Below are 24,616 nucleotides of genomic sequence, written 5' to 3'. Positions count from 1 at the left end.
CTACGGGGCGACGGGAAGGATGGAAGGGTGTTGCCCGCCGAACTGGTGGGAAAATACTTTACGACACTTTCGAGTGATTGAGCAAAGACATGGCACGCGCGACATCGCGGGTCTGCGTGCCGCCAACGATCGTGGCCAGAATCTTTCCGAGATCAGGCTGCGAGGCCGGCGTGCAGCCAAAGCGGTCGCAGGTTTGCGCGTAATCCACCGCTGTGCGTAGTTCGAACATTCTTGCCTGCTGTTTGCGTGCGGTTTCCAGAGCCTCGGTGAACAGATCATCCGCGGCAGTGTCCATGGACCGCACCAACGCCTGTATCCGATCCGTCTCGGGCTGAGCCCACGCTTCATTGGTCAGAACCTGCTGTTCACGGGCTTCATCCAGCAGGCGCTGAGCCGCCTTCGGGTCGTTCGCCTTCAATGACGCTTCGGCAAGGGCCGTCAGGAACACCGGCTTGTAGTTCCCGGCCCCGCTGGCCCACCAGGCTTCGGACGCCTTGCGCATTGCTCGGATCGTTTCCGGGCCTGGCTTGATCTGCGCGTCCGCCCAACACCGCCAGACATTCGCCGTCAGTATCATGAAGGGGAAGGTGTGTTTGGTCGCCAGTTCCTCAAGCCGCGCGGCAACGTCGTAAACCTGTTCAGGTTCTCGCCGCAACAGGTGCAGCATGCACAGATATGTCAGCGTCTGTGCCAGACTATGAGCGTGATTGAGTTTCTGCGCCGCCGAGATCGCCTGGTGCTGGATCTCGAGCGCGCGGTCAGGTTCTCCGCGCAACCAGACCGTTATGCTTAAAAAGCATGATGTAATGGCGGCATGATCCGTGCCGTAGACATAGGCAAGACGGCTGTGCTGCTGAGGATCATACAAGTGCAACGCTTGCCGCAGATGTTCATAGGCGGCGTCCTGCTGTCCGATATGCAACAAGACGGCACCCATGGCCCGATGGGCAATCATTGTGTGGTGTGTTTCGTCGGTCAGTTTTGACAGTTCCAGCAACTGCGCCGCGACGTCCCTAGCAAGGTCGTATTCACCGCGGACCAGATGATACGCATAGAGACCATTGAGCACAGGGAACAATTGTTCGGTTTCGCCCAGCCGATTGCACAGGTCGCGGATCCGGGCATACACCGCCCCCGTTTCATCGGCCGCGATGCCAGCGGTCGAGCGCAGAACGCCGGCCCGCAATGTCTGGATCTTGGTTTCCATACGGTCGCGGTCAACCGAGTCTTCCTGCTGTTCAAGCAATGCCAACGCACGCCCCAACTGAGTGGCTGCTTCAATCCCGGCCGAGCGTTCAACGGCACGTTGCCCGGCCAGATACCAGTGTTCAATCGCTTCGTCCGGCATATCTGCCATCGTGTAGTGATGAGCCAGAATTTCCGGACCGGCAGAGTTTTCGTGCAACGAGGCAGAGTTCAGTGCTTGGACCACACGCGCATGCAGCGTTCGCCTTTCGCGTTTCAACAGACTGTTGTAAGCGGTGTCGCGAATGAGTGCGTGACGGTAACTGAACGTTTCCTCGGGCTCTGAGTCTGAAACGATCACGATCCCGGCATCCACCAGCAAATCCAGACCGGAACGCAACGCCCTTTTATCAAAACGGGAAACGTTTGCAATCATCGGATAAGAGAATTGCGGGCCAATGACAGCGCCGATCTGTGCCACTTCCTTGGCCGAACTCAGGCGATCTAGACGAGCCATCAACGCGTCATGCAGTGTTTTCGGCACAGTTGGTGATGGCGTGGACCGGTCCATCGTATAGGCGTCGGCGCGTTCGGTCAGAAGATCGGATTCCAGCAAATCCTTCGTCACCTCTTCTACGAACAGCGGAACACCGTTGGATCTGGCGGCAATCAGGCGGTGAACTTCGTCCGGGACAGTTTTACCCTTGGCAACATCGTTCACGATCTCTTTGACCTGCGCGAAGTCCAGTTGTTGAAGCGCGACGTGCATCAGGTTGTGCGATTGTGGCCAGCCCGGATCAAAGCCAGTTCGATAACTCATGACCATCAGCAGGCGCGCGTTCTCTATCCGGGTTACAAGCTGATCAAGCAGAGTCTTTGTCGTTGGATCGATCCAATGTGCATCTTCAAACAGCAAGAGGGTCGGGGTTTCCTGCGCCAGGCCGATCACATGGGTGACCAGCATGTCCAGCGTCTGCTTCATGATTTGCTCAGGGGTCAGATCCAGCGGGCCAAGCCTGTCTTCAAACGGGACCGACAACAGTGCCGCAGCCAGTTTCAGTGACCCTTCGGAAGGATCGCCCAGAACGCTGTGGATCTTGTTCAATTTTTCGTCCGCACTGTCACTGGCCAGCACTTCGGCCGCGTTTTCAAGCTGGCGAATGATCGGGTACAACGCGCTTGCGTCGTGAAAGGGTGAACACTGAAATCGAAGCTGTCGGTGTTTTGCGTCCGGGATCGTGCGGCGAAGCTCTTCGATCAGCCTGGATTTTCCTATGCCCGCCTCGCCCGAGACCAGAACCACCTGACCTTGACGCTCGCGGGCCAGCCTCCACTTGCTTTGAAGGGTTTCATGCTCCTGCGTGCGCCCGACCAACGAACTCATCCGGGCGTCGTCTGCCGCAAGGAAGCGGCTGAGAGTCTGGCGCGTGCCGGTGACCTGCCAGGCTTCGACCTCTTTGGCAAAGCCTTTCAATTGAAACGTGCCCCGGCGCACATATTCGAACGTATCACCCGCCAATTCCCGTGTCGTCGGCGCGACGATCATTGTCCCCGGATCAGCCATCGATTGAAGCCGTGCGGCCAGGTTCGGGGTCTCGCCCATGGCGGTGCCATCCTCGAACATCTTCTCTCCACGCAGGTCACCGACGACAACCAGGCCGGTCGCGATCCCTATGCGGACTTCAAGATGTGCATGCGTGCGGATTTCCGGAATTTCGCGAACAATCCGAAGACCTGCATGAATGGCGCGTTCCGGGTCGTCTTCATGCGCATGCGGAAAACCAAAAAACACCATGATGCCGTCGCCATAATAACTGGCGATATGCCCGTCAAAAGCGGCGACCGCAGCGGCGCAGGTCTCTTTGAACAGCCTCAGAACCTCGGCCAGATCTTCAGGATCCAGCTTTTGCGATATCGCCGTTGACCCAACAAGATCGATGAACATGACCGTCAGCTGTCTGCGCTCTGCAATGATGTTGGGTTCCTGATGCGTGCGATGTGATCCCGCAGGCCGTCCGGTTTCATCCCGTATTGCTTTCAGAAAGCGGCGCCTGGGTCCAAGGGGCAGGCCGATCGTGACAAGGTCATCGTCGCTCAGTTCCGCCAGATCACCCAGTTCGACCTCGTGCCGGGAGAAGGCATCGACATATTTGGACAAGCCGTTTCGGATCAGCCATTCATCTATGTCAGCCATTTGACCACCATGCATGGCCGCGACAAGGCGGATCCAAGCATTCCCCATTTCACTTTGGTCACAGTGACCAACCCCGGACAAAGCCCGGGAAAACACAGCTCTATCAAGGACGACCCGCGAATTCCGGTCAAGTGTTCAAATTGAGGGTCGGGAAATTTCCATGCACGAAACGGTATTGGATCCTGCCACCTCTATTCGTCGGTCCGAAAATCGATGTGAATGTGATTGCCGTCCGGATCCCAGACGTTCAACTGAACCGTGTCGATCGCCGTCAGTTCCACACGGCGATAAGAGACGCCATTTGCTCCGAGATGCGCTTCGAACCGTGCCAACCCTGTCGCCGAAAAAGCGAAATGCTCAAGCTTCAGGTCTGCGTCCGAACCCGTGGCCTCGGCCTCGACACCGACCAGATGCACGAAGGCGTGTTCTTCGACGTAAAGCCAGGCGCCGGGAAAGGGGAAGGGCGGGCGCGGGCCGACCCGCATCCCCAGCACGTTGCAGTACCATTCGATCATCTCCTCCAAACGCGTGGTGCGCAGATTGACATGATCCAGTGACGTGATCCCCATGGCCTAGCCTCGGGTCCATTTGATCGAACATCCCATTGATGGAATCTGGTCTTGGGGGCCTTGCCCGGTCTCGGCAATTTGCAGCATCGCATTGACCAGTTCTGGTTCGCGCTTGCCTGTCTGGCCGCGGCCCAGATTGTCCAGACGGCCCCGGTACTGCAATTTTCCATCCGCATTCAATCCGAAGAAATCGGGGGTGCAGACAGCACCATAAGCCTTTCCTACGGATTGATCCTCGTCCACGAGATATGGAAAGTTGAAGCCGTTCTGCCGTGCGAATTCCAACATGTTTGGCGGCGAATCTTCGGCGTAATCGCGATAGTCGTTCGACATGACCGCCAACACGCCGATCCCTTTGGACATCAGTAGGTCCGTGTCCTGCGCAAGCCGGTCCGTGATCGTTTTGACATAGGGGCAATGATTGCAGATGAAGGCGATCAGCAACCCGTTTTGCAGGTGATCGGACATCGTGAACGCCCGACCGTTCGGGTCTTTGAGCGTGAAGTCCGGGGCTTTCCAACCGAAATCGCAGATCGGAGTGTCGAGCAGCATGATTGTCCTTTGATGTGACCAGTTGGCATGTTCAGGCCAGCTTAGCTTACGGGCGCAGATAAGTAGAGCGTGATTTCCAGCACCATGTTTGCGACGGAATGCGCCTGCAAACGCCTCTGGTTCAGATCAGCAGCGTTGACAGGCTTGGGTAATAGCTGAGCAGAAGCAACACCAATGTTACCGCGATCAGGAAAGGCCAAAGCGATTTCAGGATTGAACCGGGCGAGGTCCCGCTCATGGATGAGGCGATGTACAATCCGATCCCGACCGGGGGCGTCAGCAGCCCAAGCACAAGGTTCAGGCAGGCAACGATGCCGAACTGATAGGGGCTGATGTCGTATGAACCGGTTGCAATCGGCAGCAGGATCGGAGTGATCAGGATGATCGCGGCGATGCCATCGATCACCATTCCAACCAGCAAAAGCGCAAGGTTCACGATCAGCAGGAACACGAACGGGTCCGAGGTGACCGAGGTGATCAACCCTGCCAGTTGCTGTGGTATTTCCTCATAGATGATGACCCAGCCGAACACGCTGGCGGCCGCGATCATGAACAGGATCATCGACGCATTGGCCGCGGTGCGTTTGAACATCTGTGCCAGGTTGCTCGGCTTCAGGTCCCCGTAAGCCAACCAGCCCACCAGAAACGCGATCAGGGACGCGATTGCGGCGGATTCAGTCGGTGTGGCGATCCCGAACAGAATACCGCCTATGATCGACATCGGGATCAGCAGGGCAGGGGCCGCGCTGATCAAGGCCTGGACGGCTTCGGCACGCGTCATCCAATGCCCTTTCGGAAAGTTCTGCCACCACCCGATCAGGGTGATGACCGATGCAAAAGCCCCGGCAAGGATCAAACCGGGCAGGATTCCTGCAATGAACATGTCACCAATCGGGATCTGAGCCAGAACACCGAAGATGACAAACATCATCGACGGCGGGATGACCGGAGCCAGCAGCCCGCCTGCGGCCGTCGTGGCAGCGGCGAAACCCTTGTCATAGCCCTCCTCCTCCATCGCGGGGACCATGGCGCGCGACATCACCGCGATCTGCGCCGTTGCAGACCCGATGATCGCCGCCATGAACATGTTGGCCAGCAAGTTGATATAGGCCAGCCCGCCGCGAAACCCGCCGACGAACACCCGCGCCAGCGCGACAAGGCGCCGGGTCATACCGCCTTCGTTCATCAACTCTCCGGTCAACATGAACAGTGGGATTGCCAAAAGGCCGTAATTCTCAAGACCGCCGAACATTTTCTGCGCGAAGCTGTCATAAAGAACCGTGTTGCCGCTTTCCCAGATGTACCATATGGCCGTGATCGCCAGCACGATCGCCACGGGCACGGACAGAAGTAAAGTGGCCAGAAAGACGATGGGGCTCATGGCTGTTCCCCTTTGCCCGGGGCGCTCAGCAGATGCATGGTCGAATGCAGCGTCGCGCCCAGTGCGAAAAGCCACATCACCAACCAGAACAGGTACTTTGGCAGGCCCAGGGTCAGCGTTGGCTCGGCATAGATGAAATTGAATGTCTGACCTTGAAACGCCGCCACGTCAAATCCGCTGCTGGCGATGTCCAGCGGAAGGAACCAGCGCCAGCAGAACCACAGCATTGCAAGGGAAAATACAAACACGACCACGTCCACACCCTTGCGGATCAACGGTTTCGCGCGTTCGGGCACGTTGTCGGAAACGATGGAGATCGACACCGAACTGCGATGGTGCAATGCGGAAGACGCGCCCAGAAAGGTCATCCAGACCATCGCGTAGATCGCCAGTTCGTCAACCCAGAACAGGGCGTTGCCCGCCGTTCGCGTCACGACATTCAACAAAATCAGAACCGTAATGCAGACTGCCAGAAAGGCAGCGCACCACAACTCGACCTGCGCCAAGCCTGCCGACAGCCGATACAACATCGCTGTTCTCCCGTGAAAAAGGGCGCAGGATCGAGCTGCGCCCCTTTCGTCATGCCGTTTTCGTTATTTTGTTTCTGCCGCAGTCTGCCGCAAAGCGTCAAGAGAAGAGGTTTTCTGGGACCAGATCCCGTTCCACTCTTCGATCGCGTCGCCAAAGAACGAGGCATCAACCTTTTTGTAGGCTTTGCCAGTGCCCTCGATCTGCTCCAGCCATTTGGCATCGTTTTCAACGTAGGCATCAATGGTGCTGTCGACATGCTTGGCCATGAGTTCCGCGATCATCGCGCGGTCTTCGTCGGACAAACCAGCCCAGACCTTGGCCGATACCAGCCCGACCATCGGGAACATCATGTGATCCGACTGCACGATCGTGTCGGCGTGTTCATAATATTTCAGAACCCAGATCAGCTCGGCGTCCATGTCGATGGCGTCAACCTGACCATTGGCCAGCGCATCATAGACGGCAGGCAAGGGCATGGGCGTGGGTGCCGCACCCACCGCGTTGTAGAAATCCAGGATCGGTGTGAAGGGCGTGATCCGCAGTTTCAGGCCCGACAGATCTTGGGCGGAGGAAACCTCGCCCCGGCTGACGATCTGGCGCAATCCGGCCATCCCATATCCCAGCCCAACGACACCAACCTGCCCCGGCAAGGGGTCCAGCATGGATTTGGCCGTATCGGATCGCAGGATGCGCCCCGCGTGCCCGATGTCATCTGCCAGATAGGGCGCATAGAACGCCCCCAACTCGGGCGCGCGGTTGGAAACCTCGGCCACTGTCATGAAGGCCATGTCCAACGCGCCGGTCTGCAATTGTTGCAGCATTTCGGCCTCGTTCCCCAACTGGCGGGCCGGGAAAACCGACACCGAATGAGCGCCACCACTGGCCTCATTCAACTCGGCCCCAAACGCCTCGGCGGCTTTGGTCCAGATATGCGGTGGCGGCGTGATCAGACCCAACCGAAACTCTTCGGCGTGAGCGGCCACGGACGCCAATGCCAACGCAGCCGCAGAGGCGGCGATTTTTGCAAAATGTCTCATTACTTCCCCTGTTTGATCTTGTTTTACAACGTGACCCAGCCCTCGGGCGGTTCCTTTCCCGGGTGCACAGCCTGACAATTGGGGCAGGTGCGGTCTTGTTCCGAGGCATAGAACTTCTGATAAACCGGAGGCAGGTCATCAACGATGGACTTTAGCTGCATTTCCGCTCGATGCACCAGGGATCCGCATTCAAAGCAATACCATTCGATGGCGTCCAGTTCTCCGGTCTGGCGCTTGGGTTCAATCACAAGCCCGATCGAGCCTTCCTGAGGGCGCTGTGGCGAATGGCGCACATGCGGAGGCAGCAGAAAAACCTCGCCCTCACGGATCGGAACATCATAGAACTCCTCTCCGTCATATATTTTCAGCACCATGTCGCCTTCAAGCTGGTAGAAGAATTCTTCCACCGGGTCATCGTGGTAATCGGTTCGCTTGTTCGGGCCACCCACAACGGTGACCATCAGATCGGCGTCTTCCCAAACCTGACGATTCCCCACGGGCGGCTTGAGCAGATGGCGATGCTCGTCGATCCAGGCCTTAAAGTTGAACGCTTTCAGTTTTGACATGTCCCACTCCCTATCCCGAAATGTTTGGCGCGTTTTTCCATGACCGCAAAGAAATTATCAGTATCTCGCTATCCGATTTCCTTATACTGCCGGGCCACACCCAGCTCAGACGCGCAGCCCGCTTTCATCAAATGCTTTGCGAATGATCGCTTTTTCGGCGCCGGTCAGTTCCAGCATCGGCGGGCGTACACGGCCACCAACCTGACCCAGCAACTCTTGCCAGTATTTTCCGAATGCGGTGGGTTTGCCCGCAGGACGCGCGCGTTTCATCGCGTCGCGGACAGGGTTCAGACTGTCAAAGACACGCCGCGCTTCATCGGCCTTTCCCGCAAAGGCCAGACGCGTGTATTCGTTCATCCGCTGATCGACCTTGCTTTGCAGCTGATAGGGCGGGGACGAACAGAGATACAGCTTCCAGTCCAGTTCCAATATGTTGTCCAGCCATTCATGTTCGGCCGAGGTCGAGACATGGATCCTGTCGCCCACCATATGGGTCAGCTTCACGTACATCTCGCGCGGGACCGAGTATTTTATCGCAACGATATTGGGTAAATCCGCAATGCGGGCGCATTCTTCGGGTTGCATCAAATAACCGCTGTCCGGATGGCTCCACATGGCGATGCCGATATCCAGTTCGTCACAAAAACGCTTGTAGTACTGGTACAAAACCTCTCCGCGATCCTGCACAAAGCTCAGAACCGGCGCGTGCAGAACGATGTAATCCGCGCCACAATTCTGGGCGTGATGCGCCAGGTCCAAAGCCGTATTCATGTTCTGGTCCGAGACCGAGACGATTACACCGGCTTTGCCTGCGCATTCGTCAACGGCAATTTCGAAGTTGCGCTTGCGCTCTTCGATGCTCATCGAAAAGAACTCGCCCTGTTTGCCGGCGACGAAAAGACCCTGGATGTCCAGATCGTCGATCCAATGGCGGATGTTTGCACGCAGTCCCGATTCATCCAGAGACAGGTCATCATTGAACGGGTTCAGTGCCGCTGCCCATATCCCAGCCATATGTTCGCGGGCATAAGCTTTTGCGTCGTGTTTTGTGTATTTCATTTCCAACGTGGTCCCCGTGGCTGCAACAGGAACAAAACACACCAGGCGGGTCGGTCCAGTGCCATTTCAGGGAAATGGCTATCTGAAAAAAATATACCACCAACTTACCAATTCAGATTTTTTCAATGCTGGTCTAGGGTCCAGACATGAAGATCGCAGTCATCGGAACCGGCGCAATCGCGCAGTTTGTGCAGCGCATGTTGCCAGAACATGGGCATGAGTTGGCAGCCATTCTGGTCAGACCACACCGCGTTGATCCAAAATCGCCCAAGTCAGTCGGTTCGGTTGATGACTTGCCGGCCGGAGTAGAAATGGTTCTGGATTGCGCGGGGCACGAGGCATTGGCCGGTTTGGGTCCGGACATTCTGGCACGAGGGCTGGATATCATCAGTGTCTCTGCCGGGGCACTTGCGGATCAGCGGGTCAGTGACCGGCTGGACAGGGCAGCGCGAAAGGGTGGGGCGCGGCTGCATCTGGCAAGCGGTGCCATAGGCGGGCTGGACTGTCTCAGCGCCGCAGCGGTCGGGCCGCTCAAATCCGTCACATATGTGGGGCGCAAGCCGCCGGCGGGGTGGAAGGGATCACTTGCCGAACACAGTCTTGACCTCGGCAATATCACCGCGGCTGAAACCCATTTTCAGGGTTCCGCGCGAGAGGCGGCGCTGGCTTACCCCAAAAACGCAAACGTCGCCGCCGCCGTCGCCTTGGCGGGTGTGGGGTTTGATGAGACGCAGGTTCGTCTGATCGCCGATCCGACGATCCACAAGAACATTCACGAGGTCGAGGCCGAAGGCGATTTCGGCACGTTTCAGTTCCGGATCAGCGGCACCGCGCTGTCCGACAACCCGCGAAGCTCGGCGCTTGCGGCCATGAGCGTGCTTTCCAAGCTGGATCAGCTTTGCAAGCCGATTGTGCTGTAGCCATGGTCGGGCGTCACTCTCGCATCGTTGACCGCGCCTTGACCCGCCTGAAGCTGCGCCAGCTGCGTCTGCTGGTTGCAGTCGGCGCGCATGGAAACATTCAAAATGCCGCGCGTGAGCTGGGAATATCTCAGCCTGCGGCAACCAAGATGATTCAGGATCTTGAACTGGATTTCGAAGTCAAGCTGTTCACGCGCACCAACCGAGGCGTTGTGCCTACGGTTTTTGGCGAAACTCTCATACGTCACGGGAAGCTGATATTTGCTCAGGTTTCAAATGCCGCCCAGGAACTGGACGATCTGAACGAAGGAAATTCCGGCCGCGTCGTGGTGGGCACGTTGCTTGCGGCATCAACCAGCCTGCTACCGACCGCCATTGAACTGCTGCTGGAAGACCGCCCGAACGTTGCAGTCAAGATCAGCGAAGGGACCAACGAGGTGCTCATGCCCCGGCTGCTGTCGGGTGAGATCGACATGGTTGTAGGACGCCTGCCGTCGCACCGGCATCGCGACAAGATTCGGCAGGAAAAACTGTTCGAAGATCGGATATTGGCCATTGTCGGCCCTCAACACCCGCTTGCTGGGCGGGACGCCGTGACCTTTGCGCAAACCAAGCCGTTTGGCTGGATTCTTCCCCCGCAAGAGACCACGTTGCGACGTCAGGCGGATCATTTTTTCGTCGGCCAACAGCAATATGTGCCACCGGTCGCCATTGAATCCGTGTCCTATCTGACGAACCGGGCGCTGCTGCAATCCCGCGACCTGATCGGCCTTATGCCTGCCGAGGTCGTCGTCCAGGATATCGAAAACAACCATCTTGCCCAACTGGCCTGGGAGGTTCCGTTCGGACAGGGGCCGATTGGAGTGTCCTTCCGCGCCGACGACGATCTGTCGCCTGCGGGGCGCGCTTTCAAAACGGCGCTGCATCGGGCGGCGCAGAGCAGACAGACCAGATATTCGCCAATTTGATATCCGTATTCGCGCAATGCGCTTGAACTCATGCGAGGCATCGCGCGATCAAAAATCAAGGCAAACGGAGGCGCCGGTTTCATGTATCCAGAGCTCAGGCTGTTCATTGGCGGCACGTGGCGAAAAACCGGGCGCGATATCCCGGTTGTCAACCCGGCAACCGAGGATGAACTCGGTCGATTGCCTTGCGCATCGGCGAAGGATCTGGACGACGCGCTGCAAGCGGCCGTCGAAGGCTTTCGACTGTGGCGCCGCACATCGCCGCGGGAACGCGCGGATACGATCCTGCGGGCGGCAGCCCTCTTGCGTCAGCGTCAGGAAGAAATCGCGCTGTCCATAACCCTCGAACATGGCAAACCTTTGAAACAGGCGCGGCTGGAGGTCATTCGCGGTGCCGAGTTCTTTGAATGGGATGCGGGCGAGGCGATGCGAACCTATGGCAGGATCATTCCGGCCGCTCAAGGTCACAAATTTGCAGTTCATCACCAGCCTGTCGGCGTTGTCGCGGCATTTTCGCCGTGGAACTTCCCCATGAGCCAACCTGCCCGGAAAATCGCCGGTGCTTTGGCCTCTGGCTGTTCAGTTATCCTGAAAGCGGCAGAAGAAACTCCTGCCGGCGCGTTGCACATAGCAAAAGCGTTCGAAGATGCCGGTCTGCCGGCAGGGGTTCTGAATTTGGTGTTCGGTGAACCATCCGAGATCTCCGGCCATCTGATCCCGCAGGACCCCGTTCGCCTGGTGGCCTTCACCGGCTCGACAACCGTCGGGCGCCATTTGACCACTTTGGCGGCCCGGCACGACACCGGAGTGCTCATGGAGTTGGGCGGTCACGCGCCGGTCATAGTTTGCGAAGATACGGATGTGCAATCGGCGGCCGTTTCAGGCGCGGTTCGCAAAATGCGCAATGCCGGTCAGGTCTGCACTTCGCCAACCCGTTTCTTCGCGCATGAGAGTATTTTTGACGCCTATGCGGCCGGGTTTGTTGCAAGGGCCAAAGCCACGGTTGTCGGCAATGGGCTTGACGCAACCGTTGAAATGGGCCCAACGGCCAATGACCGGCGCGTGCCTGCCTTGTCTGAGCTGGTTGAAGACGCTGTGGCGCAGGGGGCAACGCTTGCCACAGGCGGAGCGCGGCTTGGTGAGCGGGGATATTTTTTTGAACCCACGGTGTTATTGAACGTTCCTGAAGCAGCGCGGATCATGCGCGAAGAGCCGTTTGGACCGGTTGCGGTGATCAACCCGGTGGCTTCGCTGGATGAGGCGATCGATCTGGCGAATTCAGTTCCCTACGGGCTGGCGGGGTACGCTTTCACCAACCGGGCGGATTACATCGACCGTCTGATAGACGAGGTCGAAGTCGGCAATCTGTCGATCAACACACTTGAAGCATCCATGCCGGAAACGCCCTTTGGGGGTGTTAAATCCAGTGGCTATGGTCGGGAAGGCGGAACCGAAGGCCTTGAGAATTACATGACGGTCAAGAACGTCTGGCATTCGGCCAAGATCTGCTGAAAAAGATCCCGACACCTGCACTTGTCGACTTTTTCGCGACCAAGCCAGCCTTTTTCCTTTCGAAATCGACCAAAGGGCCAGCGCTGCGATTGTGATTTCATTACCTGCGGAACCGACAGGCGCGGCAATGTGCCCTTCCTGATGGGGCGCCCGAACGCGGATCATGACCTATGTCAAAGACAGTAAACCCACCGTGCTGTCCATTGGCCGGTAATTTCTGGCCGGACTGTGCGACAAAACCATTGCGTCTTTTTGCCGGTGATGATCAGCGTTTTGGCTGACCTGCGGGGGGGGGTCCCGCCGGGCGGCCTGAGCTCCAGAGGGACAGATGAACACTTGGCTGACGTTATCTGCACCAACCCCTGCCGGGGATACCGAGGGCTTCAAGAAGTTGGCGAGACCACCCACCGTAACGTCCACCCTCGGCATGAACTCTGACTGCGCTTGCGTTTTTGAGGTTTGCGGCCAACCCGAGCCGGATTTTTCGTCCGAGAAAGAAGGCGACGGCGGCATAGGCCGCGTCGCGCATGGTCGGTATGGCATGGGCACGCTGCCGGTCGTTGGCGATCCCAGCTCGGATTTGGAGAAATTCAAGGCCGGTCTGCCCAATCTGGATCCGGACGAACAGCCGGGATTCGCAGGACGCATTATATTTTCGGAGACTCAATATGGCTGATGGATGTGCCTGTGACCGCCACGCCCACATGTATCTGACTGTCGAGGACGCCCTTGAGCGCGGTCTTTCCGGCGCCGATCCTGTTGCCGAAACCGAGATTTTGCCGCTGGAACAGGCTATAGGCCGGGTTCTGGCCGAGGATTGCGCCAGCAAGGTCGATATGCCTGCCTTCGACAACTCGGCCATGGATGGCTATGCCGTCCGCACCGGTGATCTGGGTGACGGGCCGGTTTTCGAGCTGCCCATCGCCGGGCGTGTGGCTGCCGGTGACTGCGGCGACCATGATGCCCCCGAAGGCAGCGCTTTGCGCATTTTCACGGGCGCTCCGGTGCCGCCTGAATTCGACGCCGTGCTGATGCAGGAAGATTGCGATCTTCTGATCGACAGGATTCGCTTCAGCCGTCGCCCGAAACCCGGCCAGCATATCCGGTGCGCGGGGGAAGATCTTTGTGCCGGGGGTCCGATCCTGCGACGCGGCTGTGAAATTGGACCGCGCGAAATGGCCGCCTTGGCATCCGCCGGGTATGGTGAGGTCCTGGTGTTTCGAAAACTGAAGGTCATGATCTTTTCGACAGGCAGCGAACTGCGCCAACCGGGCGAGCCCCTTGGCCCTGGCCAAATCTACAACTCGAACCGTTATATGCTGCTGGCGCTGTTGCAAAAACCCTGGATCGAACTGACCGACCGGGGACCGATCGAGGATGACCCGGCCCGTCTGGAAAAGGTTCTGCGCGAGGCATGCGACGCCTCGGACCTCATCGTCACGACCGGGGGCGTGTCCGTTGGGGATGAAGATCACATGCCCCGGCTGTTCAGCGAGATTGGCGGTGAAACCGACGTCATGAAAGTGGCGATGAAGCCAGGTAAACCGGTCATGTTCGGACGGCGCGGGCATGCTCTTTACGTTGGTCTGCCCGGCAACCCGGTGTCAGCCTACGTGACATGGCAGATAATCGGGTCGCAGATGATGGCGCGGCGCGCAGGCTTGCGCCACAGGCCTCAGTTGCCTGTTCAGGCCGTGCTGGCTGAACCCATGCAGCGTCGCGCGGGTCGGCAGGAATATCGTCCGGTCCAGATTGACGGCACCTCGCCGGGTGGCCTTCCCAATGTGCGTCTGATGGCACCCTCCTACAGCGGCCGTGTTGCCTTGCTGGCGCAGGCAGACGGGTTGGCGATCATTCCGGCAGAGATCGAAGACCTGCCCGCCGGGCATACGATTGAATTGTTGAGGTTCTGATCCCCGCAACAGGTGCGTTGCAATTTTACCAGCAACTGCAACGCCGCGGTCATGGTGGGCGCCCGGAGATCGGCCGGGCGGTTGGCATCGCGTTCTTCGTGCGTTGGCTGTCCCGCCCGTGATGCATGCACCTGAAAATCGCCCGGTCGCGCGACAATCAATCCGAATACCGGCTTGAAAATTGTCGCAACCGATAAACTCCGTGACGGATTACGTCGTGACTGGGGCTTTTCCGGTGGCACATGATGCTTTGGTGCACTGAGGGTTAAGGAACATATTCATGCGGTATTCGGCACTCGCGATCATGCGGCAGGTTCTGAACGGGCACCGGGGCTGGACACCGGCCTGGCGCGATCCCGAGCCTCAATCAAGCTATGATTTCATCGTGATTGGCGGCGGCGGCCATGGCCTTGCGACGGCATACTATCTGGCCAAGGAACACAACGCCGCCAGGGTGGCCGTTCTGGAAAAAGGCTGGATCGGTGGCGGCAACGTCGGACGGAACACAACGATCATTCGCGCCAATTACCTGTTGGATGGCAACCAGCCATTCTATGAGCTGTCGCTGAAACTGTGGGAAAATCTTGAACAGGACCTGAACTATAACGCGATGGTCAGTCAGCGTGGTATTCTGAACCTCTGTCATACGGACGCGCAGCGGGACGCTTATCGTCGTCGTGGCAACGCGATGATGTTCACCGGCTCTGGGGCGGAACTGCTGGATGCAGAGGGCGTTCGTGCGATGTATCCGTTCCTGAACTTTGACGATGCGCGCTTTCCGATCAAGGGCGGTCTGTTGCATCGCCGCGGTGGTACGGCGCGTCATGACGGTGTCGCCTGGGGCTATGCCCGTGCCGCGGATCAACGGGGGGTCGACATCATCCAGAATTGCGAAGTCACCGGTTTCCGCATCGAAAACGGAAAACTGTTGGGTGTTGAAACCACACGGGGATATATCGGCGCCAAAAAGGTGGGCGTGGCGGTTGCTGGGTCTTCCGGGCGCGTGATGGCCCAGGCAGGGATGCGCCTGCCGATCGAAAGCCACGTGCTACAGGCCTTTGTGACCGAGGGGCTCAAACCGGTGCTCGACGGGGTGATCACTTATGGCGCCGGACATTTCTATGTCAGTCAATCGGACAAGGGCGGTCTGGTCTTTGGCGGCGATATCGACGGCTACAACACCTATGCACAACGCGGCAACCTGCCTGTGGTCGAGGACGTGGCCGAAGGCGGCATGTCCCTGATGCCGATGATCGGTCGCGCGCGCCTGCTGCGGATGTGGGGCGGCGTGATGGATATGTCGATGGATGGCTCGCCGTTCATAGATCACACCGGAATTGACGGGCTCTATTTCAACGGTGGCTGGTGCTATGGCGGGTTCAAGGCAACGCCAGCATCTGGTTTTTGTTTCGCGCATCTGATGGCCACCGATCGATCGCATGACGTTGCAACTGCCTATCGTCTGGACCGGTTCAGAACCGGGCGGATGATTGACGAAAAAGGCGTGGGCGCACAACCCAACCTGCACTGAGGAGACCCGGACATGATCATCAATCATCCACTGCTTGGCCCGCGTGATGCGTCCGAATTCACCTATCTGGGCGACGCGAGCCTGATCAATCGGCCCGACTGGCAATCCGACACGGCCGCCGCCGCGTTTCACGACTATGTCTACCTGCGCGACAACCCGGCAGGAACCCACCGAGAGCTGTGGTTTCACGAGCAGGGCGACCGCTCGTGGCTGGTTGTGACACGCGACACGCTGACCCATGAAATTCTGGCAACAGAACTGGCGCGGGATGTAGCCCGCAAGACGGGACGGGGAAAATGACCCAGAACAATCGTTTGCAGGGCGGTCTGATCGACCGGTCCAAAAAGCTGCGCTTTACCTTTGATGGCAAATCCTACGAAGGCTATCAGGGTGATACGCTGGCCTCGGCTCTGCTGGCCAATGACGTGCGGTTGGTTGGCCGTTCGTTCAAGTACCACCGTCCACGCGGTGTACTGGCCTCGGGCTCGGAAGAACCCAACGCGCTGGTCGAGCTGCGTTCGGGCAACCGGCAGGAGCCCAACACACGCGCAACCACGATCGAGCTGTTCGATGGGCTCGAGGCGACATCGCAGAACCGCTGGCCCTCGCTCGCCTTCGATGCGCTGTCGATCAATGATCGGCTCTCGCCCTTTTTGACGGCGGGTTTCTATTACAAGACCTTCATGTGGCCCAAGGCGTTCTGGGAAAAGCTCTATGAACCGATGATCCGCAAGGCAGCCGGTCTGGGCAGCCTGACGCAGCAGGCCGACCCGGATATCTACGACAAGGGCTATTTGCATTGCGATATGCTGGTTATCGGTGCCGGTCCTTCCGGCCTGATCGCGGCGTTGACGGCCGCACGGTCTGGCGCGCGGGTCATTCTGGCCGACGAAGACAGCCGGATGGGTGGGCGTCTGTTGTCTGACTGTGACCGGTTCGAGGGCATATCGAATGCCGATTGGGTCGCGCAGACACTGGGAGAGCTGGCGTCGATGGACAATGTGCGCCTTCTGACGCGCACCACCGTGTTCGGCGCCTATGATCACGGCATTCACGGCGCGCTTGAACGGGTCTCGGATCACCTTGCGGTGCCCGAGGCGGGGAAACCGCGCCAGATTCTGTGGCGGATCTACGCGAAGCACTCGGTGCTTTGTGCCGGCTCTACCGAACGTCCGATTGCTTTCGAAAACAACGACCGACCGGGCATAATGCTGGCGGGCGCGATGCGGGCCTATGCGAACCGCTGGGCTGTGACACCGGGCCAGCGCGTGGCGATCTTCACCAACAATGACGAAGGACACCGCGCCGCACAGGATCTGATCAAAGCCGGGATCAAGGTTGTTGCCGTGATCGACCCGCGCCATGACGCACCGCGCATTGCCGAATGTGAATTGCTGGCCGGGGCGCAGGTCACCAACGCGCAGGGCCGTTTGGGGTTGAAATCGATCACCGTGCAGATGGCCGATGGTCAGACCCGCCCCATCGAAGTAAGCGGTCTGGGCGTTTCAGGTGGGTGGAATCCGAATGTGCAACTGACATGCCATCAGCGCGGCCGCCCGCAATGGTTCGAACCGCTTGCAGCCTTCATCCCACCTGTCGAACTGCCCAAGGGTATGAGTGTCGCCGGTGCCGCCGCTGGCAACCTGACCAGCCACGGGGCGATCGCCTCGGGCACCAATGCGGCACTTGCGGCGCTTGACGGGCTGGGGATCAGGGCCTGCCCGGTCGACCTGCCGAAAGCTGAGGATGATGAGATCCGCATCACCCCGTTGTGGCATGTGCCCGGCAAAGGCCGCGCCTGGCTGGATTTCCAGAATGACGTGACCGTCAAGGATGTCAAACTGGCCGAACAGGAAGGCTTTCGCAGTGTCGAGCATCTGAAACGCTATACCACCCTTGGCATGGCGACCGATCAGGGCAAAACCGCGAATGTCGGCGCGCTGGCCGTGATGGCCGAGATCACCGGCAAGAGCATTCCCGAAACCGGCACAACCATCTTCCGGCCACCTTACACGCCCGTTGCGATGGGGGCTTGGGCCGGGCGCTCGGTCGGGAAGGAATTCAAACCTACGCGACTGACGCCCAGCCACCAATGGGCCGAAGAACAGGGCGCGGTTTTCGTCGAAGTGGGCCCCTGGCTGCGCGCGCAATGGTTCCCCAAGGCTGGTGAGACCCATTGGCGCGAATCCGTGGATCGCGAGGTTCTGGCCGTACGCAGCGGTGTCGGCGTCTGCGACGTGACGACGCTGGGCAAAATCGACGTGCAGGGCGCGGATGCTGCGGAATTCCTCAACAAGATCTATTGCAACGGTTTCGCCAAACTGCCGGTGGGCAAAACCCGCTATGGTCTGATGCTGCGCGAAGACGGCATAGCCATGGATGACGGCACCGCCGCCCGCCTGGCCGAGGATCACTTTGTGGTCACCACCACAACCGCAAACGCGGTTGGTGTCTATCGCCACATGGAGTTCGTGCATCAATGCCTGTTTCCGGACATGGATGTGCAGATGATCTCGACCACCGACGCCTGGGCACAATATGCCATAGCGGGCCCGAAATCCCGTGAGTTGCTGCAAAAGGTCGTTGATGACGGCTATGACATCAGCAACGAACGTTTTCCCTTCATGGCGTGTGGCGAGGTGACCATTGCCGGGGGTATCCCGGCGCGGCTGTTCCGCATCTCGTTCTCGGGTGAGTTGGCCTATGAACTGGCTGTGCCTACCCGGTACGGTGACGCGCTGGTCCGACATCTGATGGCGCTTGGAGAGCCCTTTGGCGTAACGCCGTATGGCACCGAAGCGCTTGGCGTTCTGCGGATTGAAAAGGGCCATGCCACCGGAAACGAACTGAACGGAACCACCAGCGCCCACAATCTGGGCATGGGGCGCATGGTCTCAGCCAAGAAAGACAGTATCGGTGCGACGCTCAGCGCACGCGAAGCTCTGACCGATCCGGATGGCCTGGCTTTGGTCGGCATTCAGCCGGTCAACAACGCCGATACCGTGCTGGCCGGAGGCCATGTGTTCGACGAGGATGCGCCACACCTGCCGGAAAACGATCTGGGCTATGTCACATCTGCTGCCTATTCGCCGCACCTGTCCAGCAGCATCGGCCTGGCTTTCGTAAAACGCGGGGCGCAGCGATTGGGCGACACCGTGCAGATTGTCAGCCCGGTGGATGACACCAACATCAAAGCGACGCTTGTCAGCGCGCATTTCGTTGACCCCGAAGGAGAACGGCTCCGTGCGTGATTTTGTTGCCAAGACCGCCATTGGCGGCAGTGAACCCAAACGGGACGTGGTCGGAACTCTGACTTTTCAGGAACGAGGGGATGTGGCGCTGGCCTCCGTCTCGGCCAGGCTGGGACAGGAGGAAACCGTCAAAGCCAAACTTCAAACCGTTTGCGGAATCCCGGCGCCTGAGGCGGGGCGGTGGGAAAAGGGCGAAACCAGCAGCCTGCACTGGCTGGGCCCGGATCAGTACCTGTGCGAAGAAGCTTTCGCAGGCCCGTTGGAGCTGGCCAGGCGTATGGAATCCGAGTTGGCCAGCATGGCGTCGGTGACTGATCAGTCGGACGCGTTCACACGCATCGACATGACCGGGCAGGGTGCCACAGGCTTGCTGCAACGCCTGACCGTTCTGGATGTCGAGCAGATGCAGGCCGGAGCCTTCAACCGCACCGCAATCCATCATGTGGGATGCCTGCTGCGCTGCAATGAGGCGGGAACGGATTTTTCGATCTACGCGCCACGCAGCTATGCGATTTCAGTTCACCACATGCTGATCGAGGTGGCCAGGGCCCTGTGAAGGACGGTGCCCAAAGGACAAAGCCGCGTGTCTGGCGCCGCGGCTTCGTTCCTTGCGTTCCTGAGCCGGCGGCAGACCGAATGCGCGTCGATAGTTGCTTGAAAACGAACTGGCGCTGTCATACCCGACCGAAAGCGCGATTTCCTGCAAAGACTGATCGGTGTAAAGCAGTTTCTGCCGCGCCGCATCCAGTCGCAGTCTGCGATAGTACCCTCCGGGGCTGATCCCGGTTTCCTTCTTGAAATGCCGTTCCAATTGCCGGATGGACATGCCAACGCGTTTCGAGACCTGCTCGATCGAGATCTTGTTTTCGATGTTGTTTGCAAACAACTCGATGGCCCGCCGAACCGGGCGCGGCAGGGCATTGCGGGTCTGATCTTTGCTGTAGCCCGGCAAAACCTGCAACGTATCCGCATCACGTAAAGTCGCGTATTGGAACCAGCAGGCCGTTTCGACGGCAACCGCATCAGACACCTCATCCGAAATCACGCCCAGCATGAATTCAAACACCGCTGAAGTCCCGGCAAAGGACATTCGGTTGCGATCTATCGTATAGAGCGTGTCACACAGGTTCACCCTGTCAAATTGTTCCTTCAAAGCAGCGGTATAGCAGAAATGCGCGCTACAGCTGTAACCATCGAAGAACTTTTCTTCCGCCAGCGCAAAAAGTGAGCCGCTGACCGAACCGATCCGCGCGCCACGGGACAAAAGCCGCCGCAGCGCTCCGCCCGAAGCCTTGCGATCCTTCAACCGGGCTGATGCCCCGGCAAAGACCAGCACGACGTCGGTCTCCTCGACCTCGGACAAAGCCTTGTCAGGGTTGATGCTGAGGCGTGAGCTGGACATGATCTGTTGCCCATCTTCCGAGACGACGGTCCAGCCAAGACCATCGCTGCGGCTGATCTCATTGGCGACGCGCAGCGGGTCGATGGCCATAGACAGGGCAGCAAGCGGGAAATCTTCGAGGCACAGAAAGGTGAAATGGGTCATGCTTTGTCTCTTTGCCAGCACGTTACCCCAACTACACTGATTTCGTCAGAACACCAAACGATGGGCGCGACCGCGCTCGTATAGTTTTCGGTTCAAGTCATCCGCTTCGGGCGCACCGTATTCCAGCGCGAACACAAACGCATGTGTAAGATAAAAACAAGCAGCGTCGAGATCCTGATTTCGCTCGGCCCGGTCGGCTGCCTTGTGGTACAGCCGGATCAGCGCAGGCACATCATTATCCGCATGAGCCTGCAACAGTTGCTTGTCGAGTTCTTGCAGATCCAAGGTCAGCCTCTTACCGGAAACGCGAAGTGTGTTGGTTTGTACGTAGTCATACGCTTTCTACCTTTTTGCGCCTGAATCCTGATTTCCCAGCGCCGTCAACGATGCGGACCGGCCAGTGATGAACCCATCACACGCACCTGCACGCGTCTTTTCGCAATCACGGAACATCGCCTGCATCTGCGATGTTCCGTGATTGCAATTGACCGATCAGGGCGCATCCGTGGCGCCCTCAACCCATGATCCGGCCGGAAAGCGGCTTATGCCTCGGCACGGGCTTTTTCGATCTGAGTGGCCACCCAGTGGTGGAAACAATGCGTTGGGCCATCCATTGCGGGCGAGAAACGGCCGCCGTCGAATTTGACGCCATGACGGCCTTTCTGCATGCCCTCGACCACGAACACATCCTCTTCGAAGACGGTTTTCCAAAGCTGCGCGTTCTTTGCGCGCAACGCTTCGTGCTCGGGTGCGTCTTCCGGTTTTTTGGCGTAGTACAGCTCGATCCTTTCGTTCGACCGTTCATGCGTGATCGGATCGATGATGAACGCAAAGCCATGGTCGCGTTGAACACCCAGCAAGGTGTTCGGGTACACGACGATGTATTCCGCCCCTTCGTTCCAATTGTCGCTCAGATTCTGGAAGTCATCCAGTTTTTCGCCGTCCTGACCTTCGAACTGGCGATAGACGTAGGTGCCCTGACCCGAATACTTGCCCAGTTCATTGATGTTGTAGTGGTCTTCCAGACGCGAATAGCTGTTGAGGCCCGGGTGAACCCAGGGCAGGTGATAGCTTTCGCAGAAATTCTCGACCGCCAGTTTCCAATTCGACTCCAGCTCGAGCCGGACCGACGCACCCGCACCGCCATGATACATGGGCTGTTCAAATTCTTTCCAGCGTTCCATCAACTCGCCATGGACCTCTTCGAAGTCGGGGGCGTTGCCATCCACATTCACGAAGACAACATCGCGCCAGACATAAGAACGAATGCGGATTAGGCCCAATTCGGCGAAGTCCAGATCTTCATGCGTGTTCTTTCCGGGGCCACCGACATGCGGCGCAGTGCGCAGCTCGCCATTCAGGCCATAGCACCAGCTGTGATAGGGGCAACGGATCGCGCCGCGGATTTTCTGCGGCTTGTCGACCAAAATCATTCCGCGATGGCGGCAGGTGTTCTGGAAAACGCCGATCTGTCCATCACGGTCGCGCACCATCAGAAGCGGCACGCCGAGAAAGTCGATCGGAAAGGCATCACCGGCTTCGGGAATGTCCTTGCCAAAACCGATGCCTGACCAATTCGCGAACAGGACCGCCTCCCGTTCCTCGGCGAAGACATCGGGATCGATATAATGCTCGTTCGGCAGGCCCTTGGCGGTGTTTACCGGGGTCAGAACAGACGAAAGCGTTGAATGCTTGTTCATCGGTTGCTCCTGAGTAATTCGGAATGTGTTGAACGTTTCCCCCATTGGCCGGTCGAGCCGGCTTCATTCAATATCAAAAAACCTAACGGCCGATTGAGGCAAACTAAACCGAACCGCCGGACAATTCATCCAGCAACCAGTTTTTCAGCGCCAGGGCACCTTCTGTCAGCTGGTCGTCCGGGCGACCGACGAGGTAAAAATTGTTCGGGGCAGGGATGCTGAATTCTTCCAGCGCAACAAGTTTTCCTGATGCCAGCATGGGCTGGATCAAGCGTTTCCACCCCAATGCAAGTCCGGCCCCTTTCCGGGCCAACTGCAACGCCAGGGCATAACTGTTTACACGCGACTGCACCGGTACAACTCCGGTATATCCAAGGTCGTGAAACCAAGATGGCCAGGTGGTCCAGGTGTTGTCCTGCGTTTCAAGGTGGATCAGGCGACGTTCCACCAGGTCTCCCAGGTTTGCCCCCTTCAGCTCCTGGGCCATCTCGGGGCTACAGACCGGCGTCAGCGTATCACGGTACAGTTTAGTATGGTTCAGCTGCGAGTTCACGTCACGACCGTAGCGGATGAAAAAGTCGATATCCGGTCTGTCCGAGAATGGCTTGTCCTGTGCCATCTGGTTCACTTTTATGTGCGGGTAGTCCTGCCAGAACCGGATGACCGACGGAGAAAGCCACAAAGCCGCCACAGCGGTAGTGGACCCGACCGTCACTGGATTTTCTGAATCACCGCTGCGAATCTTTTCAAGCACCTTCGATATCTGACGGAACGACGAACCGAGCACTTCGAACAGGTCCTGGCCATCCTCGGTCAGTTCCACGCCCCTGTGTTTTCTGACGAACAGCGCCGAACCCAGTTCACTTTCCAGCGCTTTTATCTGGTGGCTGACAGCACCCGGCGTAACCGACAGTTCGCCGGCCGCTTCTTTGAAGCTGAGATGCCGCGCGGCGGCCTCGAAGGCCGACAAAGTCGTGAGTGGTGGAAGATTATAGTGGCGTCGTGACATGGCTGCTGCGTTGCTCAAACGGTAGAGGTGAGTTACATTCATCCGAATGTGAGAAATTTTGCAATTGAAATCTATGTTTTTTCCTGCTGTTTGCGATCGGGTACAAGACCAAAGTCGACCGAGAACGAACAGGATGTGTGATGGATACACAAGTTGCCCGCCTCGTGCGCAAAACACGGCTGAGCCCGGACACGTCCGATTTTTGCTTTGAAATCGAAAACGGCCGCTTCACAAGTCTTCAACCCGGCGCACATGTCGATATCCATCTGGCCGACGATTTGGTGCGGCAGTATTCACTGTGGAGTTGGAGTCAGGACGGCCGCGTAATCAATGTCGCCGTCAAACGCGAAGATGAAGGGCGTGGCGGCTCGGTGGCCATGCATGCGCTTCTAGAAGGGGCGATGGTCGAAATCGGCGGGCCGCGGAATCACTTCAAACTCGAAAACCACGATCGGCATGTCACGTTGATCGCGGGCGGCATCGGGGCAACTCCGTTGGTTGCAATGGCGCGGGAACTGATGAACCGCGGGCAGGATTTTCGGGTCTACTACCTTGTAAGGTCAAGAGAATTTGCAGCGATGGACGCGCAGTTCAGGGCTCTTGGGCTGGATGAATGGTATCATTTGCATTGCGATGACACAGACGGCAGGTTTGATCTGGCATCGGTGATGCAATCGATGCCCGTCGGTGCGGATGTGTATACCTGCGGACCTGAACCGATGCTGAACGCTGTTCTGGAAGCAGGGGCATCCTTGCGTGGCGGGGCAATCCATTTTGAACGATTTGCACCCGCCTCTGATATCGACCACGATCCAAACGCGGAATTTCAGATCGAAATTCAATCAACCGGTGCGGTCTACCCGGTCGGAAAAGAGGAAACCATTCTCGAAGTATTGCAAAATAACGGCGTGCAGGTCGATTTCGGCTGTTCTGAAGGGTTGTGTGGGTCATGCATTGTTGACGTAGTGTCAGGTCAGGTCGACCACCGCGACGGAATACTCACACCGCAAGAGCAGGAAAGCCACGAATTCCTGTGCACCTGCGTTTCGCGGGCCAAGTCCGAGAAACTGGTCCTGAAGCTGTGAAGGACGCAGTGGTTACCATAAATCATGGCGTCGCGATGTTCTCGCTAACATCGCAATCGAGTAAATTCGATGGTCGCTTCATATGATTGAAGTGTCGGATTCTCAGG

At 58.2% G+C, this 24,616-nt stretch carries 22 protein-coding genes; 10 read left to right on the top strand and 12 right to left on the bottom strand.

Annotated features, from left to right (window positions below):
* Positions 1-58 precede the first annotated feature (58 nt).
* The 8 genes from AC2FNN_RS07665 to AC2FNN_RS07630 form a co-directional block, all read right to left on the bottom strand.
* Entirely contained in the window at positions 59-3,379 is a 3,321-nt protein-coding gene (locus tag AC2FNN_RS07665) for an ATP-binding protein (protein WP_496757689.1), read from the bottom strand.
* A 191-nt stretch (positions 3,380-3,570) separates the two neighbouring features.
* Entirely contained in the window at positions 3,571-3,948 is a 378-nt protein-coding gene (locus AC2FNN_RS07660) for a VOC family protein (RefSeq protein WP_496757688.1), read from the bottom strand.
* Positions 3,949-3,951: 3 nt separating this feature from the next.
* Positions 3,952-4,500: a thioredoxin family protein gene (locus AC2FNN_RS07655; RefSeq protein ID WP_496757686.1), complete on the bottom strand. Its 549-nt coding sequence runs from the start codon at positions 4,498-4,500 to the stop codon at positions 3,952-3,954.
* A 121-nt stretch (positions 4,501-4,621) separates the two neighbouring features.
* Entirely contained in the window at positions 4,622-5,881 is a 1,260-nt protein-coding gene (locus tag AC2FNN_RS07650) for a TRAP transporter large permease (RefSeq protein WP_496757684.1), read from the bottom strand.
* A complete protein-coding gene (locus AC2FNN_RS07645) occupies positions 5,878-6,411 on the bottom strand; it encodes a TRAP transporter small permease (protein WP_496757682.1) in 534 nt (177 codons plus the stop codon). Before AC2FNN_RS07645 ends, AC2FNN_RS07650 begins: the two co-directional genes overlap by 4 nt.
* A gap of 63 nt (positions 6,412-6,474) precedes the next feature.
* Positions 6,475-7,449 (bottom strand): TRAP transporter substrate-binding protein, encoded by a 975-nt coding sequence (locus AC2FNN_RS07640; RefSeq protein WP_496757680.1) that lies wholly within the window; start codon positions 7,447-7,449, stop codon positions 6,475-6,477.
* 23 nt (positions 7,450-7,472) lie between these two features.
* Positions 7,473-8,015, bottom strand: coding sequence for a 3-hydroxyanthranilate 3,4-dioxygenase (locus tag AC2FNN_RS07635; protein WP_152460347.1), 543 nt, complete (start codon positions 8,013-8,015; stop codon positions 7,473-7,475).
* A gap of 105 nt (positions 8,016-8,120) precedes the next feature.
* On the bottom strand, positions 8,121-9,074 hold the full coding sequence (locus tag AC2FNN_RS07630; RefSeq protein WP_496757678.1) for a dihydrodipicolinate synthase family protein: 954 nt from the start codon (positions 9,072-9,074) through the stop codon (positions 8,121-8,123).
* A gap of 146 nt (positions 9,075-9,220) precedes the next feature.
* Between AC2FNN_RS07630 and AC2FNN_RS07625 the strand changes: the two genes are divergently transcribed.
* The 9 genes from AC2FNN_RS07625 (at position 9,221) to AC2FNN_RS07585 (ending at position 19,725) form a co-directional block, all read left to right on the top strand.
* The gene (locus AC2FNN_RS07625; RefSeq protein ID WP_496757677.1) at positions 9,221-9,994 is read left to right on the top strand and encodes an aspartate dehydrogenase; all 774 of its coding nucleotides are present in this window, start codon (positions 9,221-9,223) and stop codon (positions 9,992-9,994) included.
* 2 nt (positions 9,995-9,996) lie between these two features.
* Positions 9,997-10,962 carry a LysR substrate-binding domain-containing protein gene (locus tag AC2FNN_RS07620; protein ID WP_496757675.1) on the top strand — a complete coding sequence of 322 codons (966 nt, stop codon included), beginning with the start codon at positions 9,997-9,999 and terminating at the stop codon, positions 10,960-10,962.
* 81 nt (positions 10,963-11,043) lie between these two features.
* Positions 11,044-12,474, top strand: a complete 1,431-nt coding sequence (locus AC2FNN_RS07615) for an NAD-dependent succinate-semialdehyde dehydrogenase (RefSeq protein ID WP_496757673.1) — start codon at positions 11,044-11,046, stop codon at positions 12,472-12,474.
* A 328-nt stretch (positions 12,475-12,802) separates the two neighbouring features.
* A complete protein-coding gene (locus AC2FNN_RS07610) occupies positions 12,803-13,150 on the top strand; it encodes a hypothetical protein (protein WP_496757671.1) in 348 nt (115 codons plus the stop codon).
* Positions 13,143-14,387 carry a molybdopterin molybdotransferase MoeA gene (locus AC2FNN_RS07605; protein WP_496757669.1) on the top strand — a complete coding sequence of 415 codons (1,245 nt, stop codon included), beginning with the start codon at positions 13,143-13,145 and terminating at the stop codon, positions 14,385-14,387. Before AC2FNN_RS07610 ends, AC2FNN_RS07605 begins: the two co-directional genes overlap by 8 nt.
* 280 nt (positions 14,388-14,667) lie before the next feature.
* A complete protein-coding gene (locus AC2FNN_RS07600) occupies positions 14,668-15,918 on the top strand; it encodes a sarcosine oxidase subunit beta family protein (RefSeq protein WP_496757668.1) in 1,251 nt (416 codons plus the stop codon).
* A gap of 12 nt (positions 15,919-15,930) precedes the next feature.
* The gene (locus AC2FNN_RS07595; protein ID WP_496757667.1) at positions 15,931-16,218 is read left to right on the top strand and encodes a sarcosine oxidase subunit delta; all 288 of its coding nucleotides are present in this window, start codon (positions 15,931-15,933) and stop codon (positions 16,216-16,218) included.
* On the top strand, positions 16,215-19,169 hold the full coding sequence (locus AC2FNN_RS07590) for a sarcosine oxidase subunit alpha family protein (protein WP_496757666.1): 2,955 nt from the start codon (positions 16,215-16,217) through the stop codon (positions 19,167-19,169). The genes AC2FNN_RS07595 and AC2FNN_RS07590 overlap by 4 nt, the downstream gene beginning before the upstream one ends.
* Positions 19,162-19,725, top strand: coding sequence for a sarcosine oxidase subunit gamma (locus AC2FNN_RS07585; protein ID WP_496757664.1), 564 nt, complete (start codon positions 19,162-19,164; stop codon positions 19,723-19,725). The genes AC2FNN_RS07590 and AC2FNN_RS07585 overlap by 8 nt, the downstream gene beginning before the upstream one ends.
* Here the strand turns inward: AC2FNN_RS07585 and AC2FNN_RS07580 are convergent.
* The 4 genes from AC2FNN_RS07580 to AC2FNN_RS07565 form a co-directional block, all read right to left on the bottom strand.
* The gene (locus AC2FNN_RS07580) at positions 19,684-20,715 is read right to left on the bottom strand and encodes a GlxA family transcriptional regulator (RefSeq protein ID WP_496757663.1); all 1,032 of its coding nucleotides are present in this window, start codon (positions 20,713-20,715) and stop codon (positions 19,684-19,686) included. The two genes, AC2FNN_RS07585 and AC2FNN_RS07580, sit on opposite strands and share 42 nt — an antisense overlap.
* Before the next feature lie 45 nt (positions 20,716-20,760).
* Complete coding sequence (locus AC2FNN_RS07575; protein WP_496757662.1) at positions 20,761-21,000, bottom strand: hypothetical protein; 240 nt, start codon at positions 20,998-21,000, stop codon at positions 20,761-20,763.
* 257 nt (positions 21,001-21,257) lie between these two features.
* Positions 21,258-22,415, bottom strand: coding sequence for an aromatic ring-hydroxylating oxygenase subunit alpha (locus AC2FNN_RS07570; RefSeq protein WP_496757661.1), 1,158 nt, complete (start codon positions 22,413-22,415; stop codon positions 21,258-21,260).
* Between the two features lie 103 nt (positions 22,416-22,518).
* Positions 22,519-23,424 carry a LysR substrate-binding domain-containing protein gene (locus tag AC2FNN_RS07565; RefSeq protein WP_496757660.1) on the bottom strand — a complete coding sequence of 302 codons (906 nt, stop codon included), beginning with the start codon at positions 23,422-23,424 and terminating at the stop codon, positions 22,519-22,521.
* 140 nt (positions 23,425-23,564) lie between these two features.
* Between AC2FNN_RS07565 and AC2FNN_RS07560 the strand changes: the two genes are divergently transcribed.
* On the top strand, positions 23,565-24,509 hold the full coding sequence (locus AC2FNN_RS07560) for a PDR/VanB family oxidoreductase (protein WP_496757658.1): 945 nt from the start codon (positions 23,565-23,567) through the stop codon (positions 24,507-24,509).
* Positions 24,510-24,616: the final 107 nt, after the last annotated feature.

Source organism: Ruegeria sp. BHSA118 (assembly GCF_059613405.1).
The sequence above is the reverse complement of the archived record's forward strand: the minus strand, read 5'-3'. Positions and strand labels throughout refer to the sequence as shown.